Raw genomic sequence first — 24712 nt, forward strand, 5'->3', positions numbered from 1 at the left:
GCTATATCCACAAGGCGCCCCGAGGGGCGCCTATAAAACAGTTTGTCGTTAAAGGTGCTTAACCCGACGTTTGACCTCTTCCTGCTTGCCATGGTTGAAGGGTCTGGCATCCGGGCTGCCGAGATAACCGCAAACCCTGCGGGTCACAGACACCCGACTGGGCTCATGGTTGCCACACTTGGGGCAGGTAAAGCCCTTGCTGGTACAGATAAACTCACCGGTAAAGCCACAGTCGTAACACTCATCTATCGGTGTGTTGGTTCCATAGTAAGGCACCCGGCTGTAGCTGTAGTCCCAGACATTCTCCAGCGCTTCCAGGTTGTGCTGCATATTCGGGTATTCGCCGTAGCAGATGAAACCACCATTGGCGAGCTCGGGATACGGCTGTTCGAAGTCGAGTTTGTCGTAAGGATTCACCTTCTTCTCCACATCCAGGTGGAAGCTGTTGGTGTAATAGCCCTTGTCGGTAACACCATCAACCAGGCCAAAGCTCTTGGCATCCAGCTTGGCAAAACGGCTGCACAGGCTCTCGCTCGGTGTACTGTAGAGGCTGAAACCATAACCGGTTTCCTCTTTCCAGCGCACTGTAGCCGCCTTGAGGTGAGCCACTATGGCAACTGCTTTCTGCCTCAATGTTTCATCGTCAAACACATGGGTGTCTGTACCATAGAGAGCATTGATTGTCTCATGCAGGCCTATATAGCCCAGAGAGATGGAAGCTCGGCCGTTTTTGAAGATTTCGGCAATGTTATCATCACCGCGCAGGCGCACTCCGCAAGCCCCTTCCATATAGAGAATGGGCGCCACTCTGGCCTTGACGTTGGCCAGACGTTCGATGCGGGTATCCAGCGCCTTGCGGGCCATCTCCAGCCTTTGATCCAAAATGCGATAAAACTCGGCTTCATCACCCTTGGCTTCCAGCGCCACCCTCGGCAAGTTCAGGCTGACTACGCCTAAGTTGTTGCGACCTTCATGCAGCAGCTCGCCGTTTTCCTCATAGGTGCCAAGGAAACTGCGACAACCCATAGGAGTCTTGAATGAGCCAGTAACCTTGACCACCTGCTCATAGTTGAGAATATCCGGATACATGCGAATGCTGGCACACTCGAGCGCCAACTGCTTGATGTCGTAGTTGCAGTCGCCGGCCTTATGGTTGATACCATCACGAATGGCAAACACCAACTTGGGGAAAACCGCTGTCTTGCGGTTCTTGCCAAGGCCTTCCATGCGGATCCGCAAAATAGACTCTTGGATCAGCCTCGACTCCCAGCTGGTACCCAAACCGAAACCGAAGGTAACAAAAGGCGTCTGACCATTGGCGGTATGCAGGGTATTGACCTCATATTCCAGCGACTGGAAGGCGTCGTGACACTCTTTCTTGGTCTGCTCTGTGGCAAACGCCTTGGCATCGGTAATCCCCCACTTGAGCGCAGTTTGATAATGCTTGTCGTAGCTCTTGGCCACAAAAGGGGCCAACACTTCATCTATGCGGTTGATTGTGGTGCCGCCATAAATATGGCTGGCGACCTGGGCGATGATCTGCGCGGTAACTGCGGTCGCAGTCGAGATGGATTTTGGTGTCTCAATCTCGGCATTGCCCATCTTAAACCCTTGGGTCAACATGCCACCGAGATCGATCAGCATACAGTTGAACATAGGGAAGAAAGGCGAATAGTCGAGATCGTGATAGTGGATCTCACCGGCCTCATGGGCGGCAACCACATCCTTGGGCAGGATATGATGTTTGGCATAATGTTTGGCGACAATACCGGCCAGGAGATCCCTCTGGGTGGGGATCACCTTGGAGTCTTTATTGGCATTTTCGTTGAGCAGGGTCGCGTTGCTCTGCTCGACCAGGCCGCGGATCTCCAGATTCAGTCGGCTGCTGGATTCACGGCAGATATCTCTGTCGTGACGATATTCAATGTAGCTACGGGCCACTTGTTTGTACGGCCCTTCCATCAACAGGTTTTCGACCCTGTCCTGCAACTCCTGGATATTGACCTCAGCCTTGTCGGTTACCGCCTGGGTGACCAGCGCTGCGACTGTGGCCGCATAGTCCACATCTTCTATACCGCAGTGGCTAGAGGCTGCCAGCACCGCATCCCTTATCCTTGTTTCATCGAACTGAGTACGGCACCCGTCCCGCTTAATCACTACCGGCATTTCTCTAATCTCCATGTTGTTTATTTAACACCATATATAGTGGTGTTTTATTAACCAAGCACAATATGTAGAGAATTAAGCGACAAATCGCTCTTCAATACCATGATCTGGATCATGGTATTGAAGAGGATGAACAACACTATGGGATTAGTGCCGACGAGCACAACTTGTGGAGATTTTTCCCTTGACCGAGACCCAAACGGCCGCTAGTCAGTACCTCTTTGCCAAGGCCAGATAACTATTGATTTGCCCACTGCCCTGCTGCTGGCTGCCTATGGCTGCTGCGGTGCGCATCAGAGCGCTGACACCACTGAGCCGGGATAACAGTTGAGGATCTTGCAGTGCGGAATCGGCCTTGCCCGCTAGCTTGTTGCTGTTGTTCTCTGCGCTCTCGGCAGTTTGGTTTTCTCCCTTGAGCACGGCGTCCAACTGAGCTGCTACCTTGTTGGCCGCCAAAGAGCTCGATGGGGTATACATCATTCCCATATTGCCCATCAGGTTATCCGCCCCTTTAAGCGCATTGAGCAAAGGGCTTTGACTGGCCTGTTGTCTGAGCATACCAATCTGGCCTTGAATAAACTCCTTGAGGCTGGCGTTATCTTTGGTATCAACTCCCATCAGGCCGCTGCCCTGCAATCTGGCCATCTGGCTTTCAGACAACAGCCCTTCGTCGCCTAGGCGCGCCAGAAGCTTGGGTAAATCGGCACTGCTGAACTGACCTGAGCCGAAAAACTCCTTGGCCAACTCCTGGACCCGCGCGGCTCTTTTACCATCGTTGGAAAGGGATATGCTGTCCTGCCCTATGTTTGCCGAGGCAGAGCCCTGGCTCTTGTTGTCATTGACAGTTTCAGTGTCGACAACCGAGAGGCCGCTGCCGCTGGTAAGACGATTGTTGACGCCATAGGCATCGACCCCGGACAATCTGGGATCCACAGAGGAATGGATAGGCTGCATGTCAGTTTTCCGTCATATCGACGCCCAAGCGGTTGTTTTTAAGACAAGATTGTCATAAAAATTGTCAAAAAATCGCCCTTGAAGCGCCTTGATGCTGATGATGTGCTGACTATGCAGGAAGTGTGCCCATACCAAGCACTAACAAAAAAGCGCCTGTTTCAGAGACGCCCCAACGCCGCATCAATCAGATGCGAGGCCTGCTGCACCGCCTTCTCACCGGCGGCAATGGCTTCACTGGCACGGTGAAACTCCATAGTGCCTATGTCAGACACCTTTGGCACGATACAGATATCCGGTGGATCCCCCATCAAGCGCGCGCGCTTGTGGCGCTGCTCCAGAATATCCATCGACTGTGACATCACAGCCAACATGCCGGGTTCGGCCTTATTGCCGAGGGAGAACTTGTCGGTCAGGCCGGAAATATAATCCTTGCCCTTGGCCAACAGATCCATAAAACCGTTCTCGGAGGAATGCTCCACCACTTTGTTCTGTAATGAGTGCTCTTCACTATTGAGTGCCACCGGCAGTACCTGCAACTGTTCGCGCCTGTGACCATGCAGATCGACACCTATCACCAAACTGGCACCCATGGCTCTGGCCACAGACACGGGAATGGGATTCACCACTGCGCCATCCACCAACCAACGATGGCCCTGACGCACCGGCGACATGATCCCCGGCATGGAGCAGGAAGCCCTGACGGCCTGACGCAAGTCGCCCTGACGGAACCAGATCTCCTGCCCTGAGTAGAGGTCGGTCGACACCGCTGTAAAGGGATATTTGAGCTCTTCAATCAAGAGATCGCCGATGCGGTCCTGAATGGCATTGAACACCTTGTCACCACTGATGAGCCCGCCCCGGCCCCAGCTGATATCCATCAATCCCAACACGTCCCAACTGGAAAAACTGCGCACCCAGTCTTCCAGTTCTTCGAGACGCTCATTGGCATAGGCAGCACCGACCAGGGCACCTATGGATGAACCGGCCACCTTGGCCGGATGCACCCCCATGGCTGCCAGACCTTTGAGTACTCCTATGTGGGCCCATCCTTTGGCGGCGCCACTTCCCAGGGCGATGCCGATACAAGGGTTATGACTCTGCGCCATCCTCTCTCCTTAAAAAAACTCCAAGCTATGCCATTCAGCCAAAGCAGCATACACCCGAAGCCGGAGCGGCTCCAGATTTTATCCGGCAGGCTTTCAGCCATGAGATTGCGACCTTTTTAAGCAAAAGTCGCCACTGTTTCGACACTCCTTTGACTAAATACATGCCCAGCGCCACAAAAGCCGTTATAATATGCGGTCGTTTTTATTGAGGAGTTAACCTTTGCATTTTTCCGATTTTTCGCTGGATCAGCGTCTGCTGCAAACCCTTAAGCATATGGGTATCGACGAGCCTACCGAAATTCAGCGTGAAGCGATTCCCGTAGCGCTGGCCGGGAAAGACCTGATGGCCTCATCCAAGACGGGCTCGGGAAAGACCTTGGCCTTTTTGCTGCCGGCAATGCAAAGGGTGATCTCCACCAAGGCGCTCAGCAAGCGCGATCCCAGGGTATTGATACTCCTGCCGACCCGTGAGCTGGCCAACCAGGTTTACGCCCAGCTGCGTCTGTTGGTTGCCAATACCCAATATAGAGCCATCAGTGTGCTTGGCGGGGAAAACTTCAACGATCAGGCCAAGGCGCTGGCGCGGGATCCACACTTTATCGTCGCCACCCCGGGACGGATTGCCGACCACCTGTCACAACGCCATCTGTATCTGGAAGGGCTGGAACTGCTTATTCTTGACGAAGCCGACCGCATGCTGGATCTCGGCTTTGCCCCGCAACTCAAGGCAATCAACGACGCCGCTAACCATAGACGGCGGCAGACCCTGATGTTCTCAGCCACTCTGGAACATGAAGAGGTCAATGATATCGCCGCCACCTTGCTCAATGATCCACTGCACGTAGCCATTGGCGCTGCCAATGCCGAGCATCAGGATATACACCAGCGTATTTTCCTCTGTGACCATCTGGATCATAAAGAGGCGCTGCTGACTGAGCTGCTAAAGCGCGAGCAACAGCGCCAGGTGATCATCTTCACCGCCACCCGCCAGGATACCGACAGATTAGCCGAGAAGCTCAAGCAAGAAGGCTACAGCGCCGTGGCGCTCAGTGGTGAACTGCGCCAAAGCGCCCGCAACCAGATAATGGATCAGTTCAGCCGTGGCCAGCAGCAAATTCTGGTGACAACCGACGTCGCCTCCCGCGGTCTGGATCTGGTGAATGTGTCCTTGGTGGTCAACTTCGACATGCCCAAATTCGCCGAAGAATATGTCCACCGTATCGGCCGTACCGGCCGCGCCGGTGCCAAGGGCGACGCCCTGTCTCTGGTGGGTCCCAAGGACTGGTTCAACTTCAAGAAGCTGCAGAGCTTTCTCGGTCGCCGCTTCGAGCTCAGTACCCTTGAGGGGCTAGAACCCAAATTCAGTGGCCTGGCCGATCCCAAGCGCCAGAGCAGCAAACCCAAGAACGCCAAGGCCAGCAAGCCCAAGGGCCGCAGCAAGACAGCGGCTAAACCGGGCAAGGCCAAGTCCGGCAGAGACAAGCGCTTTATTACCGGGGTGGATGTGGGCGATGCCCCTATGAGGCGTAAACCCGCTCCAGTAGATAACGGCGATGAAAGCGGCTCAGAGTCATAAGATTAACATTAGCCGCCGGTGCGGCATGATGAACCAAAAGGAATACCATGAAAGTTTGTGCTGTTGAATTAAAAGGCGGCGAAGCCGTCATCTGTTTGCTGAGCGCCCAGGGTGACGTATTCAACGTCCCCGATTGCCGCCGTCACTCATTTACCTTGAGCAATCCTGCCAGCCAGGAAGCGATTAGGGAGTTCCAATTCGCCTTCAATAAGCTGATGGAAGACTATCAGGTCGAACACATAGTGATTATCGAACGCGAATACAAGGGGAAGCTGGCCGGCAGCTCTGCCAGTTTCAAGTTCGAGGCAGCCATTCAACTGGGTAAGTTGCCGGTAACAATGCTGACACCTCAAAGCATTAAAGAGCAGCTGAAACGCAATCCACCGCAAGTGGACTTCAGCGGCCTGGAGCTGAAAAAGTTCCAGCAAAACGCCTTTGACGCCGCGTACGCCTTCCAGCAGATGCGGATCTACAAGAAGGTCTGAGCCCTTGAGCGGTTTTGATTATCTGGCCCACTACAGCGACGAGATAAAGCAGCAGGTTCAGCAGCTCAGGCAAGCGGGCAAGCTGGGAGAATACCTGCGAAAACGCCATCCTGAGTTGCATCAGATCCGCAGTGATAAAGCGCTTTGGGACTATACCCAGGCGCTGAAGCAAACTTATCTGCGTCAATCAAACCCGCTTGCCAAAGTGTGTTTCGACGACAAGATCAGTCTCAGCCATCAGGCGCTGGGGCTGCATACCTACGCCGCCCGTAAGCAAGGGCACAAACTCAAGACCAAGAACGAAATCCGTATCTCCTCTCGCCTGAAACGGGCACCCGAAGCTTTTTTGCGGATGTTGGTGGTGCATGAGCTGGCGCACTTGAGGGAGAAAGAGCACAACAAGGCCTTCTACAAACTGTGCACCTATATGGAGCCTGACTACCATCAATTGGAGTTTGAGCTCAGGATCTACCTCAGCTTGTTGGACGCCAACCAAGACCCCTACCTAATGTGAGTTTTAGAGCTGCATTCAAAAGCCACTTGGTTATAAAAGTGCGGCTCCTGGGCTTCCTGTAATATATCCAGTTGCTATCCAGCCGTTATTCGAAGCGGTTCCCGCCAAGGCCTACCCTCAAAAGACCCAAGCGTTATAAAATCAACCGCATATTGACTGATAATAGTTTTCATTTAAAATCAGCTTTAGTTTTTGGTATCTGCTTTTCAAACAGCCTTTCCAAAAGTTATCGTCAGTGCCCTTCTGACAGCTTCTTTTGACCGGCCTTGGCACAGATGAAAATACCGGCTAGATGTGGAGTGGTTTATGCCCAAGATAAGCAAGCATGTTTCCAAGATATGCCATAAACAGGCCAATAAAGCGCTGAAAAAGACGCTACCCGCGCTTGGCAAATCGAGCCGCAAACGCCTTGGCAAAGACTTGATTAGTGCATTAGAGCTGCAACTGCCCACAGAACTCTCCCGGCAAAAGAAACTCAAGAAGCCACAAAAGAAACTGCTCAAGGCGGAACTGCAAAACCGTGCCGGCAGTTGGATTGCCGCCAATCAACCTTCTCTTGGGCAGCTTCACAGCCTAAAACCCCAGACCGGCAGCATGAGCTTTGCGCTGCGGCCCTTTAAGAAATCCCCCTGCGGCGGCTGCCCGGCACTCAAGGGCAAACTTTGCCGCTGCGCCCTTAAGTATCAGCAGCGGCTACAGCAGGCAGGCTAACGCCTTCAGCTTCAAGAACAGTCCCGGCCTGCAGGTTCCACTGTCAGTCGTCGCTTATCAGATCGTCAAAACGTTTGTAGCCATGCAGGGAATCAAAGTCTTTCTCCTCCTTGGCCGCCTCACTGAGTGAGGCACTGAAACCCACAGCCAATTCCAGATCGGAAATCGCCTGCTCTTCCGAGCCCATACGGGTAAAGGCGCAGGCCCGCTGATAAAGTGCATTGGCGTTCTCGGGATCCACTTCCAACACCCGGTTACAGATGCTCAAGGCCCAATGATACTCGCCCATTTCCATGGCGGCATCGGCCTTGTAGGTTAAGGCCTCGAGATCGCCCGGACGTATTTTGAGGATATCATTGTAGATCTCAATTCGCTGCTCCGGCGTCTGCGAATGTTGCGCGCGGATCCACAGGTTGTGGATCTCGTTGATCCGTTCAATTTCCTTGTTGTTTTCAGTTATAATCCGGCTCTTGCGTTTCAGCTCACGTTCCATTTCCTGAAACTTTTTCTCATATTGGGCGGCAATCGCCTCCAGCTTCTCGTTGGCCATCTCCTGGGTCTTGTCGCGAATATCCTTGAGTGACTGCCAACCTACCAGAGCAATCAGTGACACTGCGGCAGCGATAAGATAGAAGAAGTAGGTCACAGTCACATTGGCATAGTTCATCGACTTGTCGGCCACCGCCAACTCTCGGTCGGTAATATCGATCGTGACCCGTTTTTCCAGCGACTGCATGTCTTGCCGTATCGACTTGAGCTCATCGAGCACATAGCGCTCCATCAAGGGCTTGTCGTAAATACTCTGCTCAGAATAGGGTTTTGGCGGCTCTTCGGCCGCCGTAACCGGCAACGCCAGGCTCATTAACACTAATACCAGTGCATGCCATAACTTCATTTTTCCTCCTGTTGCACTCAGGTTTTCTCCACACCCTAACAAATGGGCCTGGATGGGTAAAATTGGCTTATAAAAAAAGCCAGCGCCGTTGAGCGCTGGCTACTGGAAAACCAATAAGCGGATTTAACCGAGATCCATCATCATCTTGCGGGTACTGACCAATTGGCTGAACTCACGCATCTGCTCTTTGGAGAGTTGGCTGGCCATGGGGATATCCGCCTTCATTGGGTTGACCGGCCGACCATTAACATGAAATTCATAATGCAGATGCGGCCCGGTCGAGCGCCCGGTATTACCGGAAAGCGCAATAACCTGGCCACGGCTGACTCTCTGCCCCTTGTGCACCAAAGGTTTGGACAAGTGCAGATACCGGGTACGGTATTTGTTGCCGTGCTCTATCACTATATATTTACCGGCGAATCTGTGATTGGTTACCAGTGTCACCACACCGTCGCCCGGCGCCACGACCTTGGTGCCTATCGGCACGGCAAAGTCGGTGCCATTATGGGGTGAAACCCGCCCTGTGACCGGGTGACGGCGATTGGGGTTGAATGATGAGCTGATACGGTAACGTTTCTCCAGCGGGATCCGCTGAAACGCCCGCGCCAGGCTCTGACCTTTCTCATCATAGAAGTTGCCATCTGTGCTCTGAAAGGCGGTGATTTCATTGCGACCGTTTTGAATGCGTAATCCCAGCACCTGACTGACACCGGTCGACTCCCCTTCTATGTACTGATCATTCATCAGCACTGAAAAATGGTCACCGGCACGCAGATCCCGGGCAAAATTGAGCTTTTCCTTCAGCAGGCTTTCAATTTTTTGAATTTCGGCGGCGCTCAGGCCGACCCGCTGCGCCGAACGATAGAAAGACCCCTGGATTTCACCGCTGACAATCCGGTTTTGCCAGAAACCTTCGATGTTGATCTCTTCCACCCCATAGCCGCCATCGTCGAAGCGCTTGAACAGCACCTGATGTGCGGCGTTGAAGTAGAGTTCCAGCTGGGTAAGATTGCCCTGCTCATCGAGCCAGAAACGGATCCTGTTACCCGGTTGCAGGGTATCGAGTGCCAAGATATCCAAATCGGCTTCCAACACCTTGTACATGGTTTGCTGGCCGACACCTGCCTTTTGGAACAATACGCTGAGGGTGTCACCACTTTGGATCACACGTTCAAAATCCGGGCCGGCGACTTCAACAACCGAAGGCTCAGTGCCGACTTGAGGCAACAGAGCTTCAATATCCAGATGCAAGGGAATACGTTGTGGGGTGACTTCGTGAGCTCCGGGCCAAAGCAGTGCCGCACCCACCAACAAACCTGAGCTGAGCAGCAGCTTCTTGTGAAAAGCGGGTAAGGCCTGCAAACGCATAGGGATCATACTCAACCAGGATATTCTATCTGTCTGCAACTGTTGCCTCACCGAGTTCAAACTGAAAAACCAATAGCTTGATCCCCTGTTTTCAAGGGGCCAGCTGCAAACTTATATCAAAAAAAGTCCCTGAGACAAGTATTATTCGCCAAAACCCCATGATTACTGGGTGAATTTCGGAATTGACCGACAAAATTGCCCCATTTGCATCAAACTGTAACCAGGCGAATACTGCTGCCCAGCGCATGCTTGTTGATATCAATACGGCAGCTTATCTGCTCTTTCATCTCGGATACATGGGAAATAACCCCTATCATGCGGCCACTGGATTGCAGATCCATCAGGGTGCGAACCGCCAGCTCCAGCGAGTCCTGATCCAGGCTGCCAAAGCCTTCATCGATAAACAGGGTATCGAGCTTGATACCGCCGGCGTAGGCCTGCACCACATCAGAGAGCCCCAGCGCCAGCGACAAGGCCGCCATAAAGCTCTCACCACCGCTGAGTGTGGCCACCGGACGCACCTTGGAGCTGTAAGCATCCTCCACCTCAAGCTCCAAACCTGAGGCTTTATTGCCCTTGGCCCTGTCCTCTTTACGCAGCAAGCGGTAGCGGCCTTTGCTCATCAGTGCCAAACGGCGACTGGCCTCGAGCAGCACATCATCGAGCAAGACACTGAGCACAAAGCGCTGCAGACTCACCTTGCTATGACTGTTGCCATTGGCCACATCACTCAGTGTGCCGATAAGGGCGTACTCCTGATCCAGCGCCTGAGCGGCTAACGCTTCTTTATTGAGCTGGGCTTCTGTACCTTTAAGGCTCTGCATTCGGTTGTTGAACGTCTGCCAGGCATCCTCCGCCTCGGCGAGTTGCTGCTGCTGTTGCTGCCAGAGGCTTTCAAGCTGCCCAAGCTCCGGCAGGCTTTGTCCGGCGAGCCGCTCATCCATGGCTTTGAGCAGCGCCTGCTGCTCCGAGCGCTGAGTGCGCCAGGCCTCTATCTTCTCAGCCAATGCCTGCATCTGCACTTCATCCAGCTGCGCCTGTTCCAACGCCTGACGGCCGGCAAATCCAGATTGTTTCAGGGCATCATCAAGCGTTTGTTGTGCTTTGATGGCAAACTGCTCGGCCCGGGCGTTGTCTTCACGGCTCGATGCCAATGCCTGCATCAATGCCTTATGCTGGCTGACAGCCTCGGTATACTGTTGATTGATATCTTGTTGTTGCTGTTTGAGCTGTTGCCACTCACTCTGCTTTTGCTCAAGTTGCCGCGCCATCAGTTCAAGCGCCGCCTCGGCCGCCAAAGAATGATATTCATTGGGCAGAGCAGCAAGCGCCGCGTCTTTACGGGCACCTGCTAGACTCAACTGCTCTCTTAGCTGCTGCAACTGCTGTAATTGAGTCTCTCTGTGTTTGAGTCGCTGCTCCACTTGCTGCTCGGCCTGCTGCAATTGTTGCCTGCAGTTATTGAGGCGGGTTTGAGCCGCTTCGGCCTGTTGCAATTCATTGAGCAGCTGCCTGCGCCGGGACACAAGCCTGTCTATTTCCATAGTGAGATCGGCTTTGGCATAAGAGTCGGCATCCATTGCCGCATCAATCGTAGCATCAGTCTTAACATCAGCCATAACATCTGCTGCAGCACAGGCCTGTAGCTCAGCGCTCAAGCGCTGTAGTTCGAGCTGCAATTCCTCGGTTTGCCGCTTGATATTGCGATAATCGCTGCGAGCCGCCTCATGCCTTGCCGTGGCTTGCTGCTCGGCGTCTCTCGCTCGGTTGAGCTCGGTTTCACCCGGAATATCCTGCGCCATCTCGGCAGGCGCCGGATGTTCCAAGCCGCCGCATACGGGGCAAGGTTGCCCAGGCTGCAGCTTAGCCGCCAGAATAGCCGCCTGCCCTGTATGCCAGGCCAGTTGCAACCTTTGATGTTCCGTTTCGGCGCTCTGTCTTTCGGCCTTGCATTGATGACCATGGGCCTCGGCCTGCTGCAGGCCAGCTTGGGCTTGCTGCCATTTTTGCTTAATGTGCCCGAGCTGCTCCGTCTTCTCCAGGCGAGTGTTCAACGCCGCCAGTGCCTGATGCAACGGCCCTTGGCGCTCGGCGCTTGAGAATAGTTCGTTCGCCTCTGACTTGAGTCCTTGCTGTTGCTGCTGCCATTGTTCCAGCTCAGTGCGACTCTGCTGCTCTGCCCGCTCAAGACGCCCAAGCTCCACTATGCCAAGCTCATGCTCCTCGGTCAGTTGCTTAAGCTCGTTAATAGCCGGCTGCAGCTTGTCGAGTTGTTCAAGCTCCCGTCGCAGCTTATTGCCGTGCTCATCCAACTCGGCGAGTGTAGCTTTATCATCTGTAGCCTGTTTCAGACGCTGCTCAGCGCTCTGCAACCGCCTGGCATAGTCAGCCTCCTTGGCTTTAGCCTGCTGCCACTCCTGCTGGCGAAACTGCAACTCTTTGAGGCTTGGCAGCAACTTTTCAGCCTTGCGGGCATTCTCCAATGTCTGCTGGTGCAGCTCGATTTCAGCGCGCCGCTGCTCAAGCGCATCGAGCTGGGTTTGCAGCAGCTTGCGGCGCTCAAACTCGGCGGTTAACGCCTTGGCGTTATCGAGCGTCTTGGTACTCTGGGCCAAGGCATCGCTGGCTTTTTGTTTGTTACTTGTCGCTTCGGTCAAAGAGGGGGTCACAGCGGCAATTTCCGCGGTCAACTGCTCGAGACTCTCGACACCGGCAGTTTCCAAAATCCCGGCGCGGCGTGATTGCAAGTCTCTGGCCTTTGCCTTGATTTCCAGCGCCTGCTGTTTGAGGCGCTCTTCAATACGGCGGTAGATATGGGTTTGAAACAGCTGGCTGAAGATCTTTTCCCGCTCTTTGGAGTCCGCCAGCAAAAGCTCGCGGAACTTGCCCTGGGGCAGTACCATCACCTGGCGAAACTGATCCACATCCAGGCCGGTCAACTCTTCGATGCAGGCGTTGGCATCCGTGACCTTACTGGCCACCAGCAACTCTTCGGTGCCATCGGGCAACAGCCGCTTGAGTTCCGCCTCGCTCTTTTGCAGGGTAAAACCATCGCCGCGGCTTTTAGCTCTTTGCTGCTCGGGACAGCGGCGAATGCTGTAGCGTTTTTGCCCCAATTCAAAACTGAAATACACTTCGGTGAGCAGGCCGTCATCGGCATTATCGCAGCGCATCTGGCTGCCTTCCCGCTCGTTACCTGTGGTTTTGCCGTACAGGGCAAAACAGATGGCATCCAGAATCGTGGTCTTGCCCGCCCCTGTGGGGCCATTGATCAGAAACAGCGGCTTGTCGCCCAGCTCGGTAAAATCGATGCGCTGACAATCGGCGAAGGGGCCGAAGGCGCGCATTTCCAAAATCAGCGGTCTCATTGTTCCTGCTCCCTGTGCAACTCTTCAATCAAACGGCTCATGGTCTGTTGCTGCGCCTCTGTCATGGCCTCACCCTGTACCTGACTGAAAAAATCGCTGAACATGTCGAGCTCGCCTTTTTTGATTCTGTCGCGGCCAATCTCCTGCCCCTGTTGCCGGGACATCAGGCCCGTGCGCTCCAGATGCAGCACATTGGGATAGACGCCGCGCAGCTTGCCCATTGGATCCAGCAGCGCCTGGGTATCGAGCAGGTGCACCATCAGGTAGTCCTCTCGCCCGGGATCTTTTTCGCCCTGTTGCAGCAGTTCATCGAGCAGGCCTTCAATCACCCTCACATCCCGCCTGGGTTTTAGCGCTAGCAGGGTGATTTTGGGGGGATTACCTGCGCTCAGCTCCACCAGAGTCACGGATTTTTTTTGTTTGTGTTCACTGAAGGAGTATTTCAGCGGCGAGCCCGAATAGCGCACGTGCTCGGCGCCCTTGTATTGCGGGCCATGCAGATGCCCGAGCGCCGCGTAGTCAAAGCCGCAAAAGAGTGCAGGGTCGATTTTATCGGCGCCGCCGATACTCAAGGGCCGCTCGGATTCAGACTCACTGCCGCCATCGAGGAAACAGTGGGCCACCACTACCTTGGGCAGGCCTTGGCTATCGTGCGCCTGAACCTGCTCCAGCAAGCAGGCCATCGCCTGCTGGTGGCTGCCGGCATCCACCTCCAGCACATGCCGTACCTGCGCCGGCTCGGCATAGGGAATGGGATAGAAACAGGCATCGCCGTCACGGCCTTTGAGGATAAGCGGCTTAACTTGCGCTTGCAGCGGGCCGCTAATATAAAGGCCACTGGCGGCCATTTGCCGCGCCGCAAATCCGAGCCGCTCCTGACCATCGTGATTACCGGCTATCATGAGCACAGGAATGTGATGCTCATTGAGCAGGATATTGAGGAACTTATCCAGCAGGGCAACCGCGCTGGCAGGCGGGATCGAGCGGTCGTATATGTCACCGGCAACCACCAGGGCATCAACCTGATGCTCAGCGGCAAGCGCCACTATCTGCTCAAGCATATGAGCTTGCTCATCCAGCAGCGACTCGTTGTGCAGTTGCCGACCGATATGCCAGTCCGAGGTATGGATAAATTTCATTGGGCGCTAAGATTACAGGCGGATACGTGAGCCTTATGGTATGCAAAATCAATGCAATAGTATATGCGCCCGCCGAGGTTCAGCGGCCGAGTGCTTACCACTCAGCCGTATGCCTTATTTGGGTTTAAAAACTCCACTGATATTGATCGGCCAGCAGCTTGAGGCTCATGACCAGCGACATGACCACCACCAGCGGCTTGATGATCTTGCTGCCCTTGGTGATCACCAGACGTGAGCCCAGAGTCGCCCCGGCTGCCTGCCCTGCCAGCATCACCAATCCCAGCAGCCACACCACCTTGCCGCCGAGGGCAAAAAAGATGAGCGAAGCAATATTGGTGGAAAAATTCAGTACCTTGGCATGAGCCGTCGCCTTGGCCAGGCCGAAACCCGCCAAAGACACAAACGCCAGGGCAAAGAAGCTGCCGGTGCCCGGGCCGAAAAAGCCATCATACAGACCCACCCCGAGTGCGGCGGTAAAGGCAAATACCCCCGGGGTCAGAACCCTGGCGCGGTCATCTTCGGTGATTTTCTTGGAAAACAGGAAGTAACAACCAATAGCCAAAATAAGAAACGGCAGCACCAACTCCAGCACGCTGGCATCTATCAACTGAACCAGAACCGTACCGACTGAGGCGCCGACAAAGGCACAACCAATTGCCAGTTTCATCTCCCCCAGCTTCACCATTCCCTTACGCACAAAGTAGAGGCTGGCGAAGAAACTGCCACCACATGCCTGTAGCTTGTTGGTGCCGAGCGCCGCCGCCGGAGGCAGTCCGGCCCACATAAGCGCCGGAATAGTCAACAGGCCACCGCCACCGGCGATAGAGTCAATAAAGCCCGCCACCAGGGCGACAAAAAACAGAACCGTAGCCAATTGCAGAGTGAGTTCAAATGCCATTTTTTATGTTGTCGAATACAGAGTTGAAGGATTGCTATTAGACGCAGTTTGCCCCCAAAAGGCAAAGGAGTTATTCTCGCCCATGTGTGAGATTTTCTCACACAAAAACAGCGGAGAAAACATGCTTCAGGAATTACCTCCTCTCAATGCCCTGCGTTCATTCGAGGCAGCTGCAAGGCTGCAAAGCATCACTCTGGCGGCGCAAGAGTTGTATGTGACCCACGGTGCCATCAGCAAACAGGTGCGCCTACTTGAGAACTTCCTGGGATTCAGCCTGTTTGTGCGTCAACACAGGCAACTGGTGCTCACAGATGAGGGGCGACAATACCTGCCACAGGTGCAGGCAGCACTGCAAACCCTGGCCAATGCCACCGCCGAGCTGAAACGTCAAAGTCTCAAGGCGCAGACCCTGGCCATCAATGTGTTACCCAGCCTGACCATCAACTGGTTGATCCCGAGAATGGAGGAGTTCAAGTCACACTTTCCACAGCTGTATGTGGATCTCACTATAGGCGACTTCGCTGTCGACTTTGCCAATGGTCGCTACGACATTGCCATTCGCTCCGCCACCAGCGAGCCTCAGGGGATGAATGTGATCAAACTGATGGATGAAGAGCTGTGCCTGGTATGCTCGCCGCTGCTGGCCCCTAAATTGAAACGGCCCGAGGACATCAACAAGGTGACGCTGCTGAAGCACACCACCCGTCCTGAGCTTTGGCCTTACTGGGCCAGGCAACTGGGGATAACATTGACCACAGAGCAGAAGTTTGGCGTCGAGCATTTCTATATGCTGAGTCAGGCCGCCGCCAGCGGCATGGGGGCGGCGCTGATCCCGCGTTTCTTTATCGAAGATCAGCTCAAGGCCGGCACTCTGGTGATCCCCTTTGACGCGCCCTTTGTCAGCCCCTACAGCTATTATCTGTTAACCCCCAAGTCCAGCAGCCTGCCACGTAAATCGGCACTATTTATCGATTGGCTGCTGTCTGAGTTTGCGCCCTACCGCTTGAAGCCAAACAGTGGCAAGTAGTCGGCATTGTCCGCCAGACTGACCTCAAAGCGCAGCACTTTGTGGCACATGGCAAACAAAGACTCTCCCAACCAACGGGGATCGAAGGCATCAAGAGCCCTGAGCATACCCGCAGGGCCTGCATCGCCCTTGAGCTCTATAGGGGTCAACACATCAATAAAACTGGCCACCAAACCATAGAGATCCCGTTCGGCATCCCCTTCAAGGGCCCAGAGATCCGGGTCGGCATATTGAGCAGCATAGTGTCTGGCCGCTATGTCCTGACCCAGGCCAAAGTTCAAAAGCACGGCGCTGTCGCCATTGCAAACAATATTCTTCGGGCAGATGGCACGATGGAAGATATCCAATCTGTGGAGATACTGCAGCGCCGTCAGCAACTGCCGAAACCAACCTATCACCTGTTGCGGCGATTGGATCTCGGCGCAATCCAAAGCAACTCCACGCTCCCAGGCCCTGGCAATGAAGACCCTGTCGCTGCCGCCAAGTTCGCCAAAGGCCAATACCCGCTCCACATTGGGGTGATAAATGCGGCTCAGGCTGCGGTATTGATGATTAAGACCGGGCCAGTCCTGCTGCAAAAAGCGATAGACAGACAGCCCGACATCGAACTGTCCCTGAAGGTGAGTGGCGCGCCAGAGTTCACTGTGAGCTGCCTGATAGATAACTTCTTCGAGGCGGAAGTGATGGTCGATAACGCTGCCCTCGGCTATCTCTGTATCGCTATCCAGGCTGTCACAGACTCCAGTTTCGATAAGCGCGCTGAGGTCGGCTCTAAGCTCATCAAGATCCGCGCCCCGCCCTGCCGCGACTCGCTGGAACCAGAGATAGGTACGTGGCTGATGAGTGGCCAGCGCCAGGGGCAAGAATCGCTCGGCATAGCACCTGAGATCCTCGTCGATACTGATGTCATCACGGATATCGATAAACTCGACTTCGCCATCATCACCGATAAACAGGCAGTGCTCATCCCAGCCACCGACACAGATATTACGCCGATGAATTTGCGACAGACTGGTGGCCCCGCGGCGCAGTATCTCCAGCAGTTGATAGATGCTGAGCCGCTCGATTTCCAGCAGATGAATAGGCACACCTCTTGGCATGCGAATAGGCAACACCAACTGCTCGCCATCCTGAATAAGGGGCGCAGAGTAAGGCACGCCGCTGCAACCGGACAGTTTCTGTAACCGTTGAAACTCCCCCCGCAGTTGCTCTTCATGCTGTCTTGCTTCAGAAAGCTGCTCGAAATGGGTAGGGATCAGAATTTTCAGCAGCCAGGGCGCGGTCCAGCCGCCGGGATTGTACTCGGCCTGCCAGACTTCGAGGCCACTTTGCAGGAACAGGCATTTGAGCTTGATAAAATCCTGTATTTTATTGTTGCGCTGTTCCACCAGAGCCACCTGCCCCAGAGTGTCCAACACCGCCTCTTTCTGACGCTGATTGATCTGGTGCTTATGGGGAGCCGTCAGGCCCCACTCTTTGGTAAGCGCAGCGATGATCTGCCTTGGGGTATAGATGCTCAGGGCACCGTCCTGCTTCTCCAGCTCTATGGCTTCGCCCTTGTGACCTGTTACAAATACCATCCCTTGGCACCAGGGAGCATAGACACCGACCGGGATCTTGTTCTTCAGCTTACCGGCCAGCACTCTGGCAACATAATTGGCCTTGGACAGACTGTTGTCCACCTCGCGACCATCCAGCGACCAAGCGTGCAGACCGGCATTGAGTCGGCCGATATAGCCTTTGACATCGATGACATACACGCCCCACTCGCCGACCACCAGAGCATCCACCTCCATCGCTTGCCCGGACTGAGTCGGGATCTCAATATTGGTCAGCAGCAGATAATCTTTGGGTAACTCATCACCCAGCAGTTCAAAGGCCCAGCGCTCGGCGTCGTTGACCGGGGTTCCAAAACTGATGTGTTTGGCCATATCACTCTCCCTGAGATTGGCAATCCGTGAGTGCAGAATAAAAAGCCACCCAAATTTGGGTGGCTCAGGAAAAATTCACTTATCTTCAGTGGTGGCAGTGCTCATCACACTCATGGTCATCATCAGCAAACTCGTCATCGCCGTCCTGATGCTGCATCACGCCCCAACCATCTGTCATACCGTCAAACTCGGCGGCAAAGCTGTTCAGCTCGGTTTCGCGCGCCACCAAAGCCTGATACTCGGGCACCATATTGATGCAGACAATCAGCTCCCACTTTTCAATCTCTTCGTTGAACTGCAGCTCAACTTCGCCGGCCAGCTCGGATTGACTCAGATCTTCCAATGCCGATTCAGCGTCGCGCTGATCATCAAACACCAGGAAAAAGTCCACATCCAAAGGCTTGCTCAAGTCGATACCCGACTCCTGCATTGCCTGCAGCATCTTGCCGTTGTCATCATCTGGAAATTGCATTCTGTTCCCCTTGCGCTTATTGCGCCGCCACTATTCTAACCGTTTCGCCGTTGAAGCTGACCAGATCGCCCGGCAGCAGTTTCTTGCGCTTGCGGGTTTCAACCTCGTTATTGACCAGCACCAACCCTTCGGCAATCGCATGCTTGGCCTCGGCGCCGGCACTGGTCATGCCTTCTGCCTTCAGCACCTTATAAAGCTCAATATACTCATCGCCGCTATTGAGGGTGAATTCGCTTATTTTCTGTGTCACTGTGACCTTGCCTTGCTGGAATTAACTCTATTTGGGGCGGATTATAGCAGCAAGCATCCGCTTGGGGGAGAGAAGTCAACGACGCTCATCGCTGAGCAGGCCATAGGCTCTGTCATCCACCCAAAGATCGCCGATACGGAAGTTGTGCCGCAATATTCCCTCAAGCACGAAGCCACATTTCTCCATGACCTTGGCCGAAGCCAGATTGTCATTGGCGCAGTGACCGATGAACTTGTGAATATTGAAGCTCAAACAGCCCCAATCTATTACCCCGCGCAGCGACTCTGTGGCATAGCCCTTCCCCTGCATATCCGGATGCAACAGGTAACCTACCTCGGCCTGCGCCAGCTCAGGATCGACACAGTAAAAGCCGGTCAAGCCGACAAAGCAGTCGCTGCCCAGTTCTTCAATCACCAGCGTCAGCCAATCCCCGGACTCGTAACGCCAAGGCTGGCTTCGCTGCTCAAACTTGGCTTTAATCTGCTCCTGCGGCTCCGGTTCACGTACAAAGCGGCCCACCTCAGGATCGCAATGCAGCGCCAGAAACGCCGGCCAATCTTGCGCCGTCAGAGTCCTGAGCCTGAGTCTATCGGTATAGATTTCTATCACTTGCTTAACCCGGGCTTAATCGCGACTGGTGACTTCAAGCAGGTGAAAACCAAAAGCGGTTTTGACCGGCCCCTGTACTTCATTAAGCGGTGCGCTGAACACCACTTCATCAAACTCGCGCACCATCATACCCGGGCCGAAAGAGCCCAGCTCACCGCCTTGGGCTCCTGAAGGGCAGGCGGAATGTTTACGGGCCAGCTCGGCAAAATCGGCGCCATCGATAATCTGTTGCTTCAAGCTGACACATTCCTCTTCGGTCTTTACCAGTAGATGTCTTGCTGTTGCCTGCACCATAATTTGCTCCTCAGTAATCTTGGCCAAGTGGTCTTTTTCGGTGGTTCACCGAACAAACCCAGCCAGTATAATATCATTCTGTGTCAGAAGTTAACTGACACAACAATAATGGCAAGCCTTGAGTTGAAAATGAAAAACGCCGTCTGATGGCGGCGTTTTTAGTTTGCTTATCAAAGACTCGACTTAAGTCTGGTCTCAGGCTGATGCTTTCTGCTTCAGCTGTTTTTCTATCCAGAGATCTATCTTGGCTTCCATCACCGCCATGGGTAAGGAGCCAGTGGTGAGAATTTGATCGTGGAAGGCCTTGAGATCGAAGTCGTTCCCCAGGGCTTTCTCGGCCCGGGCTCTAAGCTCCAGGATCTTCAGCTGACCGACTTTATAAGACAGCGCCTGACCAGGAATTGCCATATAGCGCTCCACCTCGGCGATAATGTCGCTTTCTGCCAGCGGAGAGTTGTCTTTCATATACTGAATCGCCTGTTCACGGCTCCAGCCCTTGGCATGCAGGCCGGTATCCACCACCAGACGCATCGCTCGCAGCATTTCATCCGAGAGCTTGCCGAAATACTGGTACGGGTCTTCAAACAAACCCATCTCTATTCCAAGATATTCGGCATAGAGGGCCCAGCCCTCTTCAAAGGCGGTGTAACCGCTGAAACGCTGGAACTCAGGCACGCCCTGCAGCTCTTGCTTGATGGCTATTTGGAAGTGGTGACCCGGCGCTGCTTCATGCAATGACAAAGTAGTCATGCCCCACTTGGGCTGAGCTTTCAGGTTATAGGTGTTGATGTAAAACACCCCTGGACGACTGCCATCGACGGCCGGTGCTTCATAGGAGGCTCCGGCGGCCGATTTTTCACGGAAGCTTTCAACCGGCTTCACCACATAGTCGGCCTTGGGCATCACATTGAAGTAACCGGGCAGTACGGCATTGATCTTGTCCTTGAGCACCATATAGCCGTCAATTAAGCCCTGCTTGTCACTGAAGAAGTACTCTGGCTCGGACGACAGTGAAGCAAAGAAGGCCTTGAGATCACCTTCAAAACCCACTTGCTGGCGCACCTTGTCCATCTCATCGAGGATCCGTGCCACTTCCTTGAGGCCGATTTGATGAATATCGTCCACCGCCATAGTGGTTGTGGTATGGGCATTGGCCAGATGTTGATACCAGACTTTACCGTTAGGCAGCGCCCACCAACCGTCAGTGGCCCGCGAGGCCGGCAGATAGGTTTGCTCGAAATATTGCTTGAGTGAAGCGATAGCCGGCAGCAACTCTTGGCTGATCATCTGTTGATATTCCTGCTCAATCAAGGCACGCTCGGCGGCATTGAAGCTCTCGGGCATCTTGGTCACAGGGGCGTAGAAAATGCTATCTTGAGGCGTGTCCACCAACTGCGCCTGCAACTGAGGGATAAGCCGCTCGACCAATACCCGTGGCAGCACAACCTTGCTGGCAATGCCCTCATCCATACGCTGTTTCGCCAGCTCAGTCCATTTGACAAAACCTTTCACCCTTTGCTGCCAGTTGGCGTAATCCTGCGGGGTATTGAAAGGCTGGGCACTCTCACCGCTGCCAAGCTGCACCATGGTAATCACTGTGCTGTAGAACTGGCTTATTGGCATAAAACGGCTGGGGAAGGTTTCATCCACCAGCGCCATGTCCCTGTCATAGACAAACATGTCGTAACTGAGTTGCAACTGTTCGGGCAAGGCTTGTCTATCTATGGTCTTGGCCTGGGCGGCGTAGCGGCTATTGAGTTCATGGCGCTGTTTGAGGTAAGCCTCGGAGAGGTCGCCACCGAAGGTATCGTTATAATCATTGACCCCAACAAAGGTAGCATAGATGGGCTCAAGCTTGAGGTAGTCCTTGAAGAACTGATCCACCATGGCGAGATAAGCCTGCTCTGCCGTTTGTGCCATTGCCGCAGCGGGCTGTTGCTCCGCCTGTGGCTGAGTCACTAAAGTGCTCTCCTCTTTGGAGCAAGCGCTCAACGCCAAAATAATAGAGCACAGCAAAAACCCTTTTTTCATTGTCGTTATTCTCCTGTCACAACTCAGTAGATGGATTGGTTAACTATACTTGTAGCAGTCACTAGCTCGGAGCCAACCCATGATTTATTCCTTCAGTAACTCGGGTTTCAGGGATCCGGAAACCGGGGTCTATAACCGGACCTATTTTATGGAAGTCTTTCACCGTGAATGGTATCGCCATCTGCGAGATCACCAGAGTCTGGCGCTATTGTATCTTTGCCCTCACATACATGAAACAGTTAACCAACCTCACCTGCTGGAATTCTTTGCCAAACAGGTGCAGGAAGCCTTACTGCGCAATACAGATCTATTGGGGCGCATGAACCACCATCTGTTCGCCCTTGGTCTGTTCAACGTCGATAAAATGGGGACAGAGAAAGTGATTGAGCGGATTAATGAAAAGCTCAAGGCCTTCAGCGAAGAGTACAGCAAATTTCATCATCTTCGGCTGGATTATCGTCTGGCGGCCTGTATTTGCTTACCCAACAAAGAATTGAAACCCGAAACCCTGTTTATTGACGTCGAAACCTTGAGCCATCAGTTGGAAGAGCAGGACAGCGCCCTTTCAAGGGTCAAGGAAGTTCATTGACACTCAGACAATAAAAAAGCCCCTTGCGGGGCTTTTCACTGACATCACATTAGAGCGAAACGTTGTGGATCCGCGCTTTCTCTTTTATGTATGACAGATAGCTGGTGGCGCTACGTGCAGTCTTGGAATCCTTGGAGGCCAATTCGGCACGGCGGTAAGCCGACTTATAGTCTTTCAGGTTCAAGTAGGCCAGTGCCAGCTCAAACTGAGCTTCGCCTGGGTTTTGCAGTCCGGCATCCAGTGCTTGCTTGAATACCGGAATCGCTTCCTTGAACTGCTGATCCAAAGCCAGCAAACGACCTTGTTTCAGGTACAGCTTGCCATCGTTACCGGCAGCTGCTGCTTGACCATAATAAGCCGCGGCCTTCTTCAACTCCTTGGCGTTGTGGAAGAAACCGGCCAACATAGACAGGTTTTTCTCACTTTTTTCGATAAGCCCTTGCTTCATGTGCTTCTCGAAAATCACTGCGCCGCGATAAGCCGAACCTTTGGACGCCAACAGTTGCGACAAACGAGTGATGTTATCAGCAGTTTCCAGGAAACCGTTCTGATAGGCCAAATCGTATGTCACTGTAGCCTTGTCGAAGTCCTCGGTCAGCAGATAGAGCTGAGCCAACTGAACCCAAAGACGCTTATCGTCCTGAAACAGGGGCACCATAGTTTCCAGAACACCAACCGCTTTCTTGTACTGCTTGAGGTTGAAGTAAGCCTGGAACTTAAGCTGGTAAAGGTTCTTATCAGGCTTTTCCGCCAGTGACAAACCTTTATCCGCTGTTTTCAGCACATTTGGATAGTCTTTCAGTTCAGTATAGGCAATACCGATACGACGGTAGACCACAGGATCTTGCTTACAGGAGAAATCCATCCACTTGTTATAGTAGGTGATAGCTTCTTTAAACTTCTTCTCCTGCAGCAGTAGATCCGCATACAACTTCAGAGTTGCACTGTGGTCGGTTCCACCGAGGATATCTGCCTCTACTGCCTGCTTCAGGTACTTGATGGAAGTGCCCATCTGACCTTTTTCAGCGTAGAAGTTACCCAGCATACGGGCGATATAAGCCTTGTCGAAGTCATTACGGGCGTTGGCTTCAAGCAATACGGCGATTGCTTCGTCCAGATTACCGTCCTGATAGGCTTCAAAGGATCTCTGCACCTTTTTGGCAGCAGTTTGACCCACAGCCTTGGCCTGACGTTGGTCAATAGGACATTTCTCAGCGGCCTGGGCGATTGGCGCCATCAGCACTGCACTGCCTGACAAAGTCAACAGCATGGCTGCAGCAAGCTTATTCACTTTTTGCATCTTATCTGTCTCCTTGATTCAGGGTGAAGTCCAGCTGAACTGTCATACCGGGTTGCTTCATCGGCTTACCGTCAACAATCTTCGGCTTGTACTTCCACTTCTTCAGTGCACGAACCGCTTCACGATCAAAGATCCTTCTTGGTTCCGCCTGGATAACTTCAACATCATCAACACCACCGAGTTCGTTGATGGTAAAGCGCAGTTGTACCCAACCTTCTTTACCGTCACGCGCCGCAGCAATGGGATACTGAGGTTCAATCCGCACGATAGGTGTTGCATCACCGTCGCGGGTCATCATGTTGCCCAGCTTAAAGCCTGTGCTTGGACCGCCTGCTTCTACTCCACCCATATTGAATGCCATATTGGTATCAATATCAGAAGAGCTATCCGGTGGCGTTTCCGCTGGCTTCGGTGGCTGCTCTGGTGGTGGGGGTGGCTTAGGTGTCACCCTTGGTTTCTTCTGTGCCTTCGAATCCTGCTTGTCCATTGTGATCTCGATAACTGGCGTTTCGGCTGAGGTGTCGCCGCGTTGTGCGCCACCTCCGACCAGGAATGCCATAAACCAGAACAGACCAAAAGTCACAGCAGCACCAATAATGATAGATACTAGTGCTCTTAACATATCAGTCGTTCCCCGCAGATACCGAGACCTTATCAATACCAGCAGCCTTCACCTGATCCAGTACCTTAACAACCAAGCCGTGTTGGGCTTCTTTGTCTGCCTGGATCAGAACGGCGGCTTCTGGTGCCTCCGCCAACATACGTTCTACGTTAGCGGTTACTCGTTCAATATCAACCTGACGGTTTTCCATCATGATCACGCCGGTTTTGCTGACGCCGATAAAGATGTTCGCCGAAGGTTTTGAAGTCGCTGTGGACGCCTTGGGTTTGTTGTAGTCCAAACCGGATGGCTTCACAAACGAGGTGGTCACAATGAAGAAGATCAGCATGATGAACACGATGTCGAGCATCGGGGTCATATCGATCTGTGCTTCCTCTTCTACACTGGAATGCTTCTTACGTGCCATG

Annotated in this window: 23 protein-coding genes; 6 read left to right on the forward strand and 17 right to left on the reverse strand. The window is 53.6% G+C overall.

Features of this window, described 5'->3' with window-relative positions:
• Positions 1 to 48 precede the first annotated feature (48 nt).
• The 3 genes from nrdD to rssA all read right to left on the reverse strand — a co-directional run bounded on the left by nrdD (position 49) and on the right by rssA (position 4226).
• Positions 49 to 2166 carry an anaerobic ribonucleoside-triphosphate reductase gene (gene nrdD / locus ACWAU4_RS13545; protein ID WP_044734729.1) on the reverse strand — a complete coding sequence of 706 codons (2118 nt, stop codon included), beginning with the start codon at positions 2164 to 2166 and terminating at the stop codon, positions 49 to 51.
• A gap of 210 nt (positions 2167 to 2376) precedes the next feature.
• On the reverse strand, positions 2377 to 3120 hold the full coding sequence (locus ACWAU4_RS13550; protein ID WP_208124860.1) for a hypothetical protein: 744 nt from the start codon (positions 3118 to 3120) through the stop codon (positions 2377 to 2379).
• Positions 3121 to 3278: 158 nt separating this feature from the next.
• Positions 3279 to 4226, reverse strand: a complete 948-nt coding sequence (gene rssA, locus ACWAU4_RS13555; RefSeq protein WP_062793377.1) for a patatin-like phospholipase RssA — start codon at positions 4224 to 4226, stop codon at positions 3279 to 3281.
• A 220-nt stretch (positions 4227 to 4446) separates the two neighbouring features.
• Here rssA and ACWAU4_RS13560 point away from each other — a divergent pair, with 220 nt between their 5' ends.
• The 4 genes from ACWAU4_RS13560 (at position 4447) to ACWAU4_RS13575 (ending at position 7512) form a co-directional block, all read left to right on the forward strand.
• The gene (locus ACWAU4_RS13560; protein ID WP_045282684.1) at positions 4447 to 5802 is read left to right on the forward strand and encodes a DEAD/DEAH box helicase; all 1356 of its coding nucleotides are present in this window, start codon (positions 4447 to 4449) and stop codon (positions 5800 to 5802) included.
• 47 nt (positions 5803 to 5849) lie between these two features.
• The gene (locus ACWAU4_RS13565) at positions 5850 to 6287 is read left to right on the forward strand and encodes a DUF3010 family protein (RefSeq protein WP_025887164.1); all 438 of its coding nucleotides are present in this window, start codon (positions 5850 to 5852) and stop codon (positions 6285 to 6287) included.
• Between the two features lie 4 nt (positions 6288 to 6291).
• Positions 6292 to 6801, forward strand: a complete 510-nt coding sequence (locus tag ACWAU4_RS13570) for a M48 metallopeptidase family protein (protein ID WP_144166315.1) — start codon at positions 6292 to 6294, stop codon at positions 6799 to 6801.
• Positions 6802 to 7107: 306 nt separating this feature from the next.
• A complete protein-coding gene (locus ACWAU4_RS13575; RefSeq protein WP_208124861.1) occupies positions 7108 to 7512 on the forward strand; it encodes a hypothetical protein in 405 nt (134 codons plus the stop codon).
• A gap of 43 nt (positions 7513 to 7555) precedes the next feature.
• On the opposite strand, the gene ACWAU4_RS13580 is transcribed toward ACWAU4_RS13575, so the two are convergent.
• The 5 genes from ACWAU4_RS13580 to ACWAU4_RS13600 all read right to left on the reverse strand — a co-directional run bounded on the left by ACWAU4_RS13580 (position 7556) and on the right by ACWAU4_RS13600 (position 15180).
• Positions 7556 to 8407 (reverse strand): TPR end-of-group domain-containing protein, encoded by an 852-nt coding sequence (locus ACWAU4_RS13580; RefSeq protein ID WP_208124862.1) that lies wholly within the window; start codon positions 8405 to 8407, stop codon positions 7556 to 7558.
• Positions 8408 to 8530: 123 nt separating this feature from the next.
• On the reverse strand, positions 8531 to 9814 hold the full coding sequence (locus tag ACWAU4_RS13585) for a peptidoglycan DD-metalloendopeptidase family protein (RefSeq protein ID WP_370628849.1): 1284 nt from the start codon (positions 9812 to 9814) through the stop codon (positions 8531 to 8533).
• A gap of 170 nt (positions 9815 to 9984) precedes the next feature.
• Positions 9985 to 13143, reverse strand: a complete 3159-nt coding sequence (locus tag ACWAU4_RS13590; RefSeq protein ID WP_208124863.1) for an AAA family ATPase — start codon at positions 13141 to 13143, stop codon at positions 9985 to 9987.
• Positions 13140 to 14282, reverse strand: coding sequence for an exonuclease SbcCD subunit D (locus ACWAU4_RS13595; protein ID WP_208124864.1), 1143 nt, complete (start codon positions 14280 to 14282; stop codon positions 13140 to 13142). The genes ACWAU4_RS13590 and ACWAU4_RS13595 overlap by 4 nt, the downstream gene beginning before the upstream one ends.
• Before the next feature lie 124 nt (positions 14283 to 14406).
• Positions 14407 to 15180 (reverse strand): TSUP family transporter, encoded by a 774-nt coding sequence (locus ACWAU4_RS13600; protein WP_044734738.1) that lies wholly within the window; start codon positions 15178 to 15180, stop codon positions 14407 to 14409.
• 121 nt (positions 15181 to 15301) lie between these two features.
• Here ACWAU4_RS13600 and gcvA point away from each other — a divergent pair, with 121 nt between their 5' ends.
• A complete protein-coding gene (gene gcvA, locus ACWAU4_RS13605; protein WP_208124865.1) occupies positions 15302 to 16207 on the forward strand; it encodes a transcriptional regulator GcvA in 906 nt (301 codons plus the stop codon).
• Here gcvA and ACWAU4_RS13610 read toward each other — a convergent pair.
• From ACWAU4_RS13610 to ACWAU4_RS13635, 6 genes are all read right to left on the reverse strand, one after another.
• Positions 16177 to 18138, reverse strand: a complete 1962-nt coding sequence (locus ACWAU4_RS13610; RefSeq protein ID WP_208124866.1) for an NERD domain-containing protein kinase family protein — start codon at positions 18136 to 18138, stop codon at positions 16177 to 16179. The two genes, gcvA and ACWAU4_RS13610, sit on opposite strands and share 31 nt — an antisense overlap.
• Before the next feature lie 85 nt (positions 18139 to 18223).
• Positions 18224 to 18610, reverse strand: a complete 387-nt coding sequence (locus ACWAU4_RS13615; RefSeq protein WP_109247356.1) for a ribonuclease E inhibitor RraB — start codon at positions 18608 to 18610, stop codon at positions 18224 to 18226.
• Positions 18611 to 18626: 16 nt separating this feature from the next.
• The gene (locus tag ACWAU4_RS13620) at positions 18627 to 18860 is read right to left on the reverse strand and encodes an RNA-binding S4 domain-containing protein (RefSeq protein ID WP_208124867.1); all 234 of its coding nucleotides are present in this window, start codon (positions 18858 to 18860) and stop codon (positions 18627 to 18629) included.
• A gap of 75 nt (positions 18861 to 18935) precedes the next feature.
• Positions 18936 to 19469 (reverse strand): GNAT family N-acetyltransferase, encoded by a 534-nt coding sequence (locus tag ACWAU4_RS13625; RefSeq protein WP_208124868.1) that lies wholly within the window; start codon positions 19467 to 19469, stop codon positions 18936 to 18938.
• 15 nt (positions 19470 to 19484) lie between these two features.
• Positions 19485 to 19763 (reverse strand): peptidylprolyl isomerase, encoded by a 279-nt coding sequence (locus ACWAU4_RS13630; protein WP_208124869.1) that lies wholly within the window; start codon positions 19761 to 19763, stop codon positions 19485 to 19487.
• A 195-nt stretch (positions 19764 to 19958) separates the two neighbouring features.
• Complete coding sequence (locus ACWAU4_RS13635) at positions 19959 to 21794, reverse strand: DUF885 domain-containing protein (protein ID WP_107353440.1); 1836 nt, start codon at positions 21792 to 21794, stop codon at positions 19959 to 19961.
• A 79-nt stretch (positions 21795 to 21873) separates the two neighbouring features.
• Between ACWAU4_RS13635 and ACWAU4_RS13640 the strand changes: the two genes are divergently transcribed.
• Entirely contained in the window at positions 21874 to 22383 is a 510-nt protein-coding gene (locus ACWAU4_RS13640; RefSeq protein WP_025011241.1) for a diguanylate cyclase domain-containing protein, read from the forward strand.
• A 49-nt stretch (positions 22384 to 22432) separates the two neighbouring features.
• Here the strand turns inward: ACWAU4_RS13640 and ACWAU4_RS13645 are convergent, their stop codons facing one another.
• Genes ACWAU4_RS13645 through ACWAU4_RS13655 form a run of 3 tightly spaced genes read right to left on the reverse strand, consistent with a single transcriptional unit; the run spans position 22433 to position 24711 of the window.
• Positions 22433 to 23683: a tetratricopeptide repeat protein gene (locus ACWAU4_RS13645; RefSeq protein WP_454290297.1), complete on the reverse strand. Its 1251-nt coding sequence runs from the start codon at positions 23681 to 23683 to the stop codon at positions 22433 to 22435.
• A gap of 1 nt (position 23684) precedes the next feature.
• On the reverse strand, positions 23685 to 24305 hold the full coding sequence (locus ACWAU4_RS13650; RefSeq protein ID WP_454290298.1) for an energy transducer TonB: 621 nt from the start codon (positions 24303 to 24305) through the stop codon (positions 23685 to 23687).
• A gap of 1 nt (position 24306) precedes the next feature.
• Positions 24307 to 24711, reverse strand: a complete 405-nt coding sequence (locus tag ACWAU4_RS13655) for an ExbD/TolR family protein (RefSeq protein WP_025011238.1) — start codon at positions 24709 to 24711, stop codon at positions 24307 to 24309.
• Between the last annotated feature and the right edge of the window lies 1 nt (position 24712).

Source organism: Shewanella sp. FeAMO (assembly GCF_053653955.1).

Bases quoted from the DNA above. Each gene is read 5' to 3' on its own strand.
- ACWAU4_RS13610 (WP_208124866.1), bottom strand. From the start codon at position 18,138: ATGGCCAAACACATCAGTTTTGGAACCCCGGTCAACGACGCCGAGCGC.
- ACWAU4_RS13575 (WP_208124861.1), top strand. From the start codon at position 7,108: ATGCCCAAGATAAGCAAGCATGTTTCCAAGATATGCCATAAACAGGCC.
- ACWAU4_RS13615 (WP_109247356.1), bottom strand. From the start codon at position 18,610: ATGCAATTTCCAGATGATGACAACGGCAAGATGCTGCAGGCAATGCAG.
- ACWAU4_RS13630 (WP_208124869.1), bottom strand. From the start codon at position 19,763: ATGGTGCAGGCAACAGCAAGACATCTACTGGTAAAGACCGAAGAGGAA.
- ACWAU4_RS13600 (WP_044734738.1), bottom strand. From the start codon at position 15,180: ATGGCATTTGAACTCACTCTGCAATTGGCTACGGTTCTGTTTTTTGTC.
- ACWAU4_RS13655 (WP_025011238.1), bottom strand. From the start codon at position 24,711: ATGGCACGTAAGAAGCATTCCAGTGTAGAAGAGGAAGCACAGATCGAT.
- ACWAU4_RS13595 (WP_208124864.1), bottom strand. From the start codon at position 14,282: ATGAAATTTATCCATACCTCGGACTGGCATATCGGTCGGCAACTGCAC.
- ACWAU4_RS13645 (WP_454290297.1), bottom strand. From the start codon at position 23,683: ATGCAAAAAGTGAATAAGCTTGCTGCAGCCATGCTGTTGACTTTGTCA.
- ACWAU4_RS13550 (WP_208124860.1), bottom strand. From the start codon at position 3,120: ATGCAGCCTATCCATTCCTCTGTGGATCCCAGATTGTCCGGGGTCGAT.
- ACWAU4_RS13580 (WP_208124862.1), bottom strand. From the start codon at position 8,407: ATGAAGTTATGGCATGCACTGGTATTAGTGTTAATGAGCCTGGCGTTG.
- gcvA (WP_208124865.1), top strand. From the start codon at position 15,302: ATGCTTCAGGAATTACCTCCTCTCAATGCCCTGCGTTCATTCGAGGCA.
- ACWAU4_RS13640 (WP_025011241.1), top strand. From the start codon at position 21,874: ATGATTTATTCCTTCAGTAACTCGGGTTTCAGGGATCCGGAAACCGGG.
- ACWAU4_RS13590 (WP_208124863.1), bottom strand. From the start codon at position 13,143: ATGAGACCGCTGATTTTGGAAATGCGCGCCTTCGGCCCCTTCGCCGAT.
- ACWAU4_RS13565 (WP_025887164.1), top strand. From the start codon at position 5,850: ATGAAAGTTTGTGCTGTTGAATTAAAAGGCGGCGAAGCCGTCATCTGT.
- rssA (WP_062793377.1), bottom strand. From the start codon at position 4,226: ATGGCGCAGAGTCATAACCCTTGTATCGGCATCGCCCTGGGAAGTGGC.
- ACWAU4_RS13650 (WP_454290298.1), bottom strand. From the start codon at position 24,305: ATGTTAAGAGCACTAGTATCTATCATTATTGGTGCTGCTGTGACTTTT.
- nrdD (WP_044734729.1), bottom strand. From the start codon at position 2,166: ATGCCGGTAGTGATTAAGCGGGACGGGTGCCGTACTCAGTTCGATGAA.
- ACWAU4_RS13635 (WP_107353440.1), bottom strand. From the start codon at position 21,794: ATGAAAAAAGGGTTTTTGCTGTGCTCTATTATTTTGGCGTTGAGCGCT.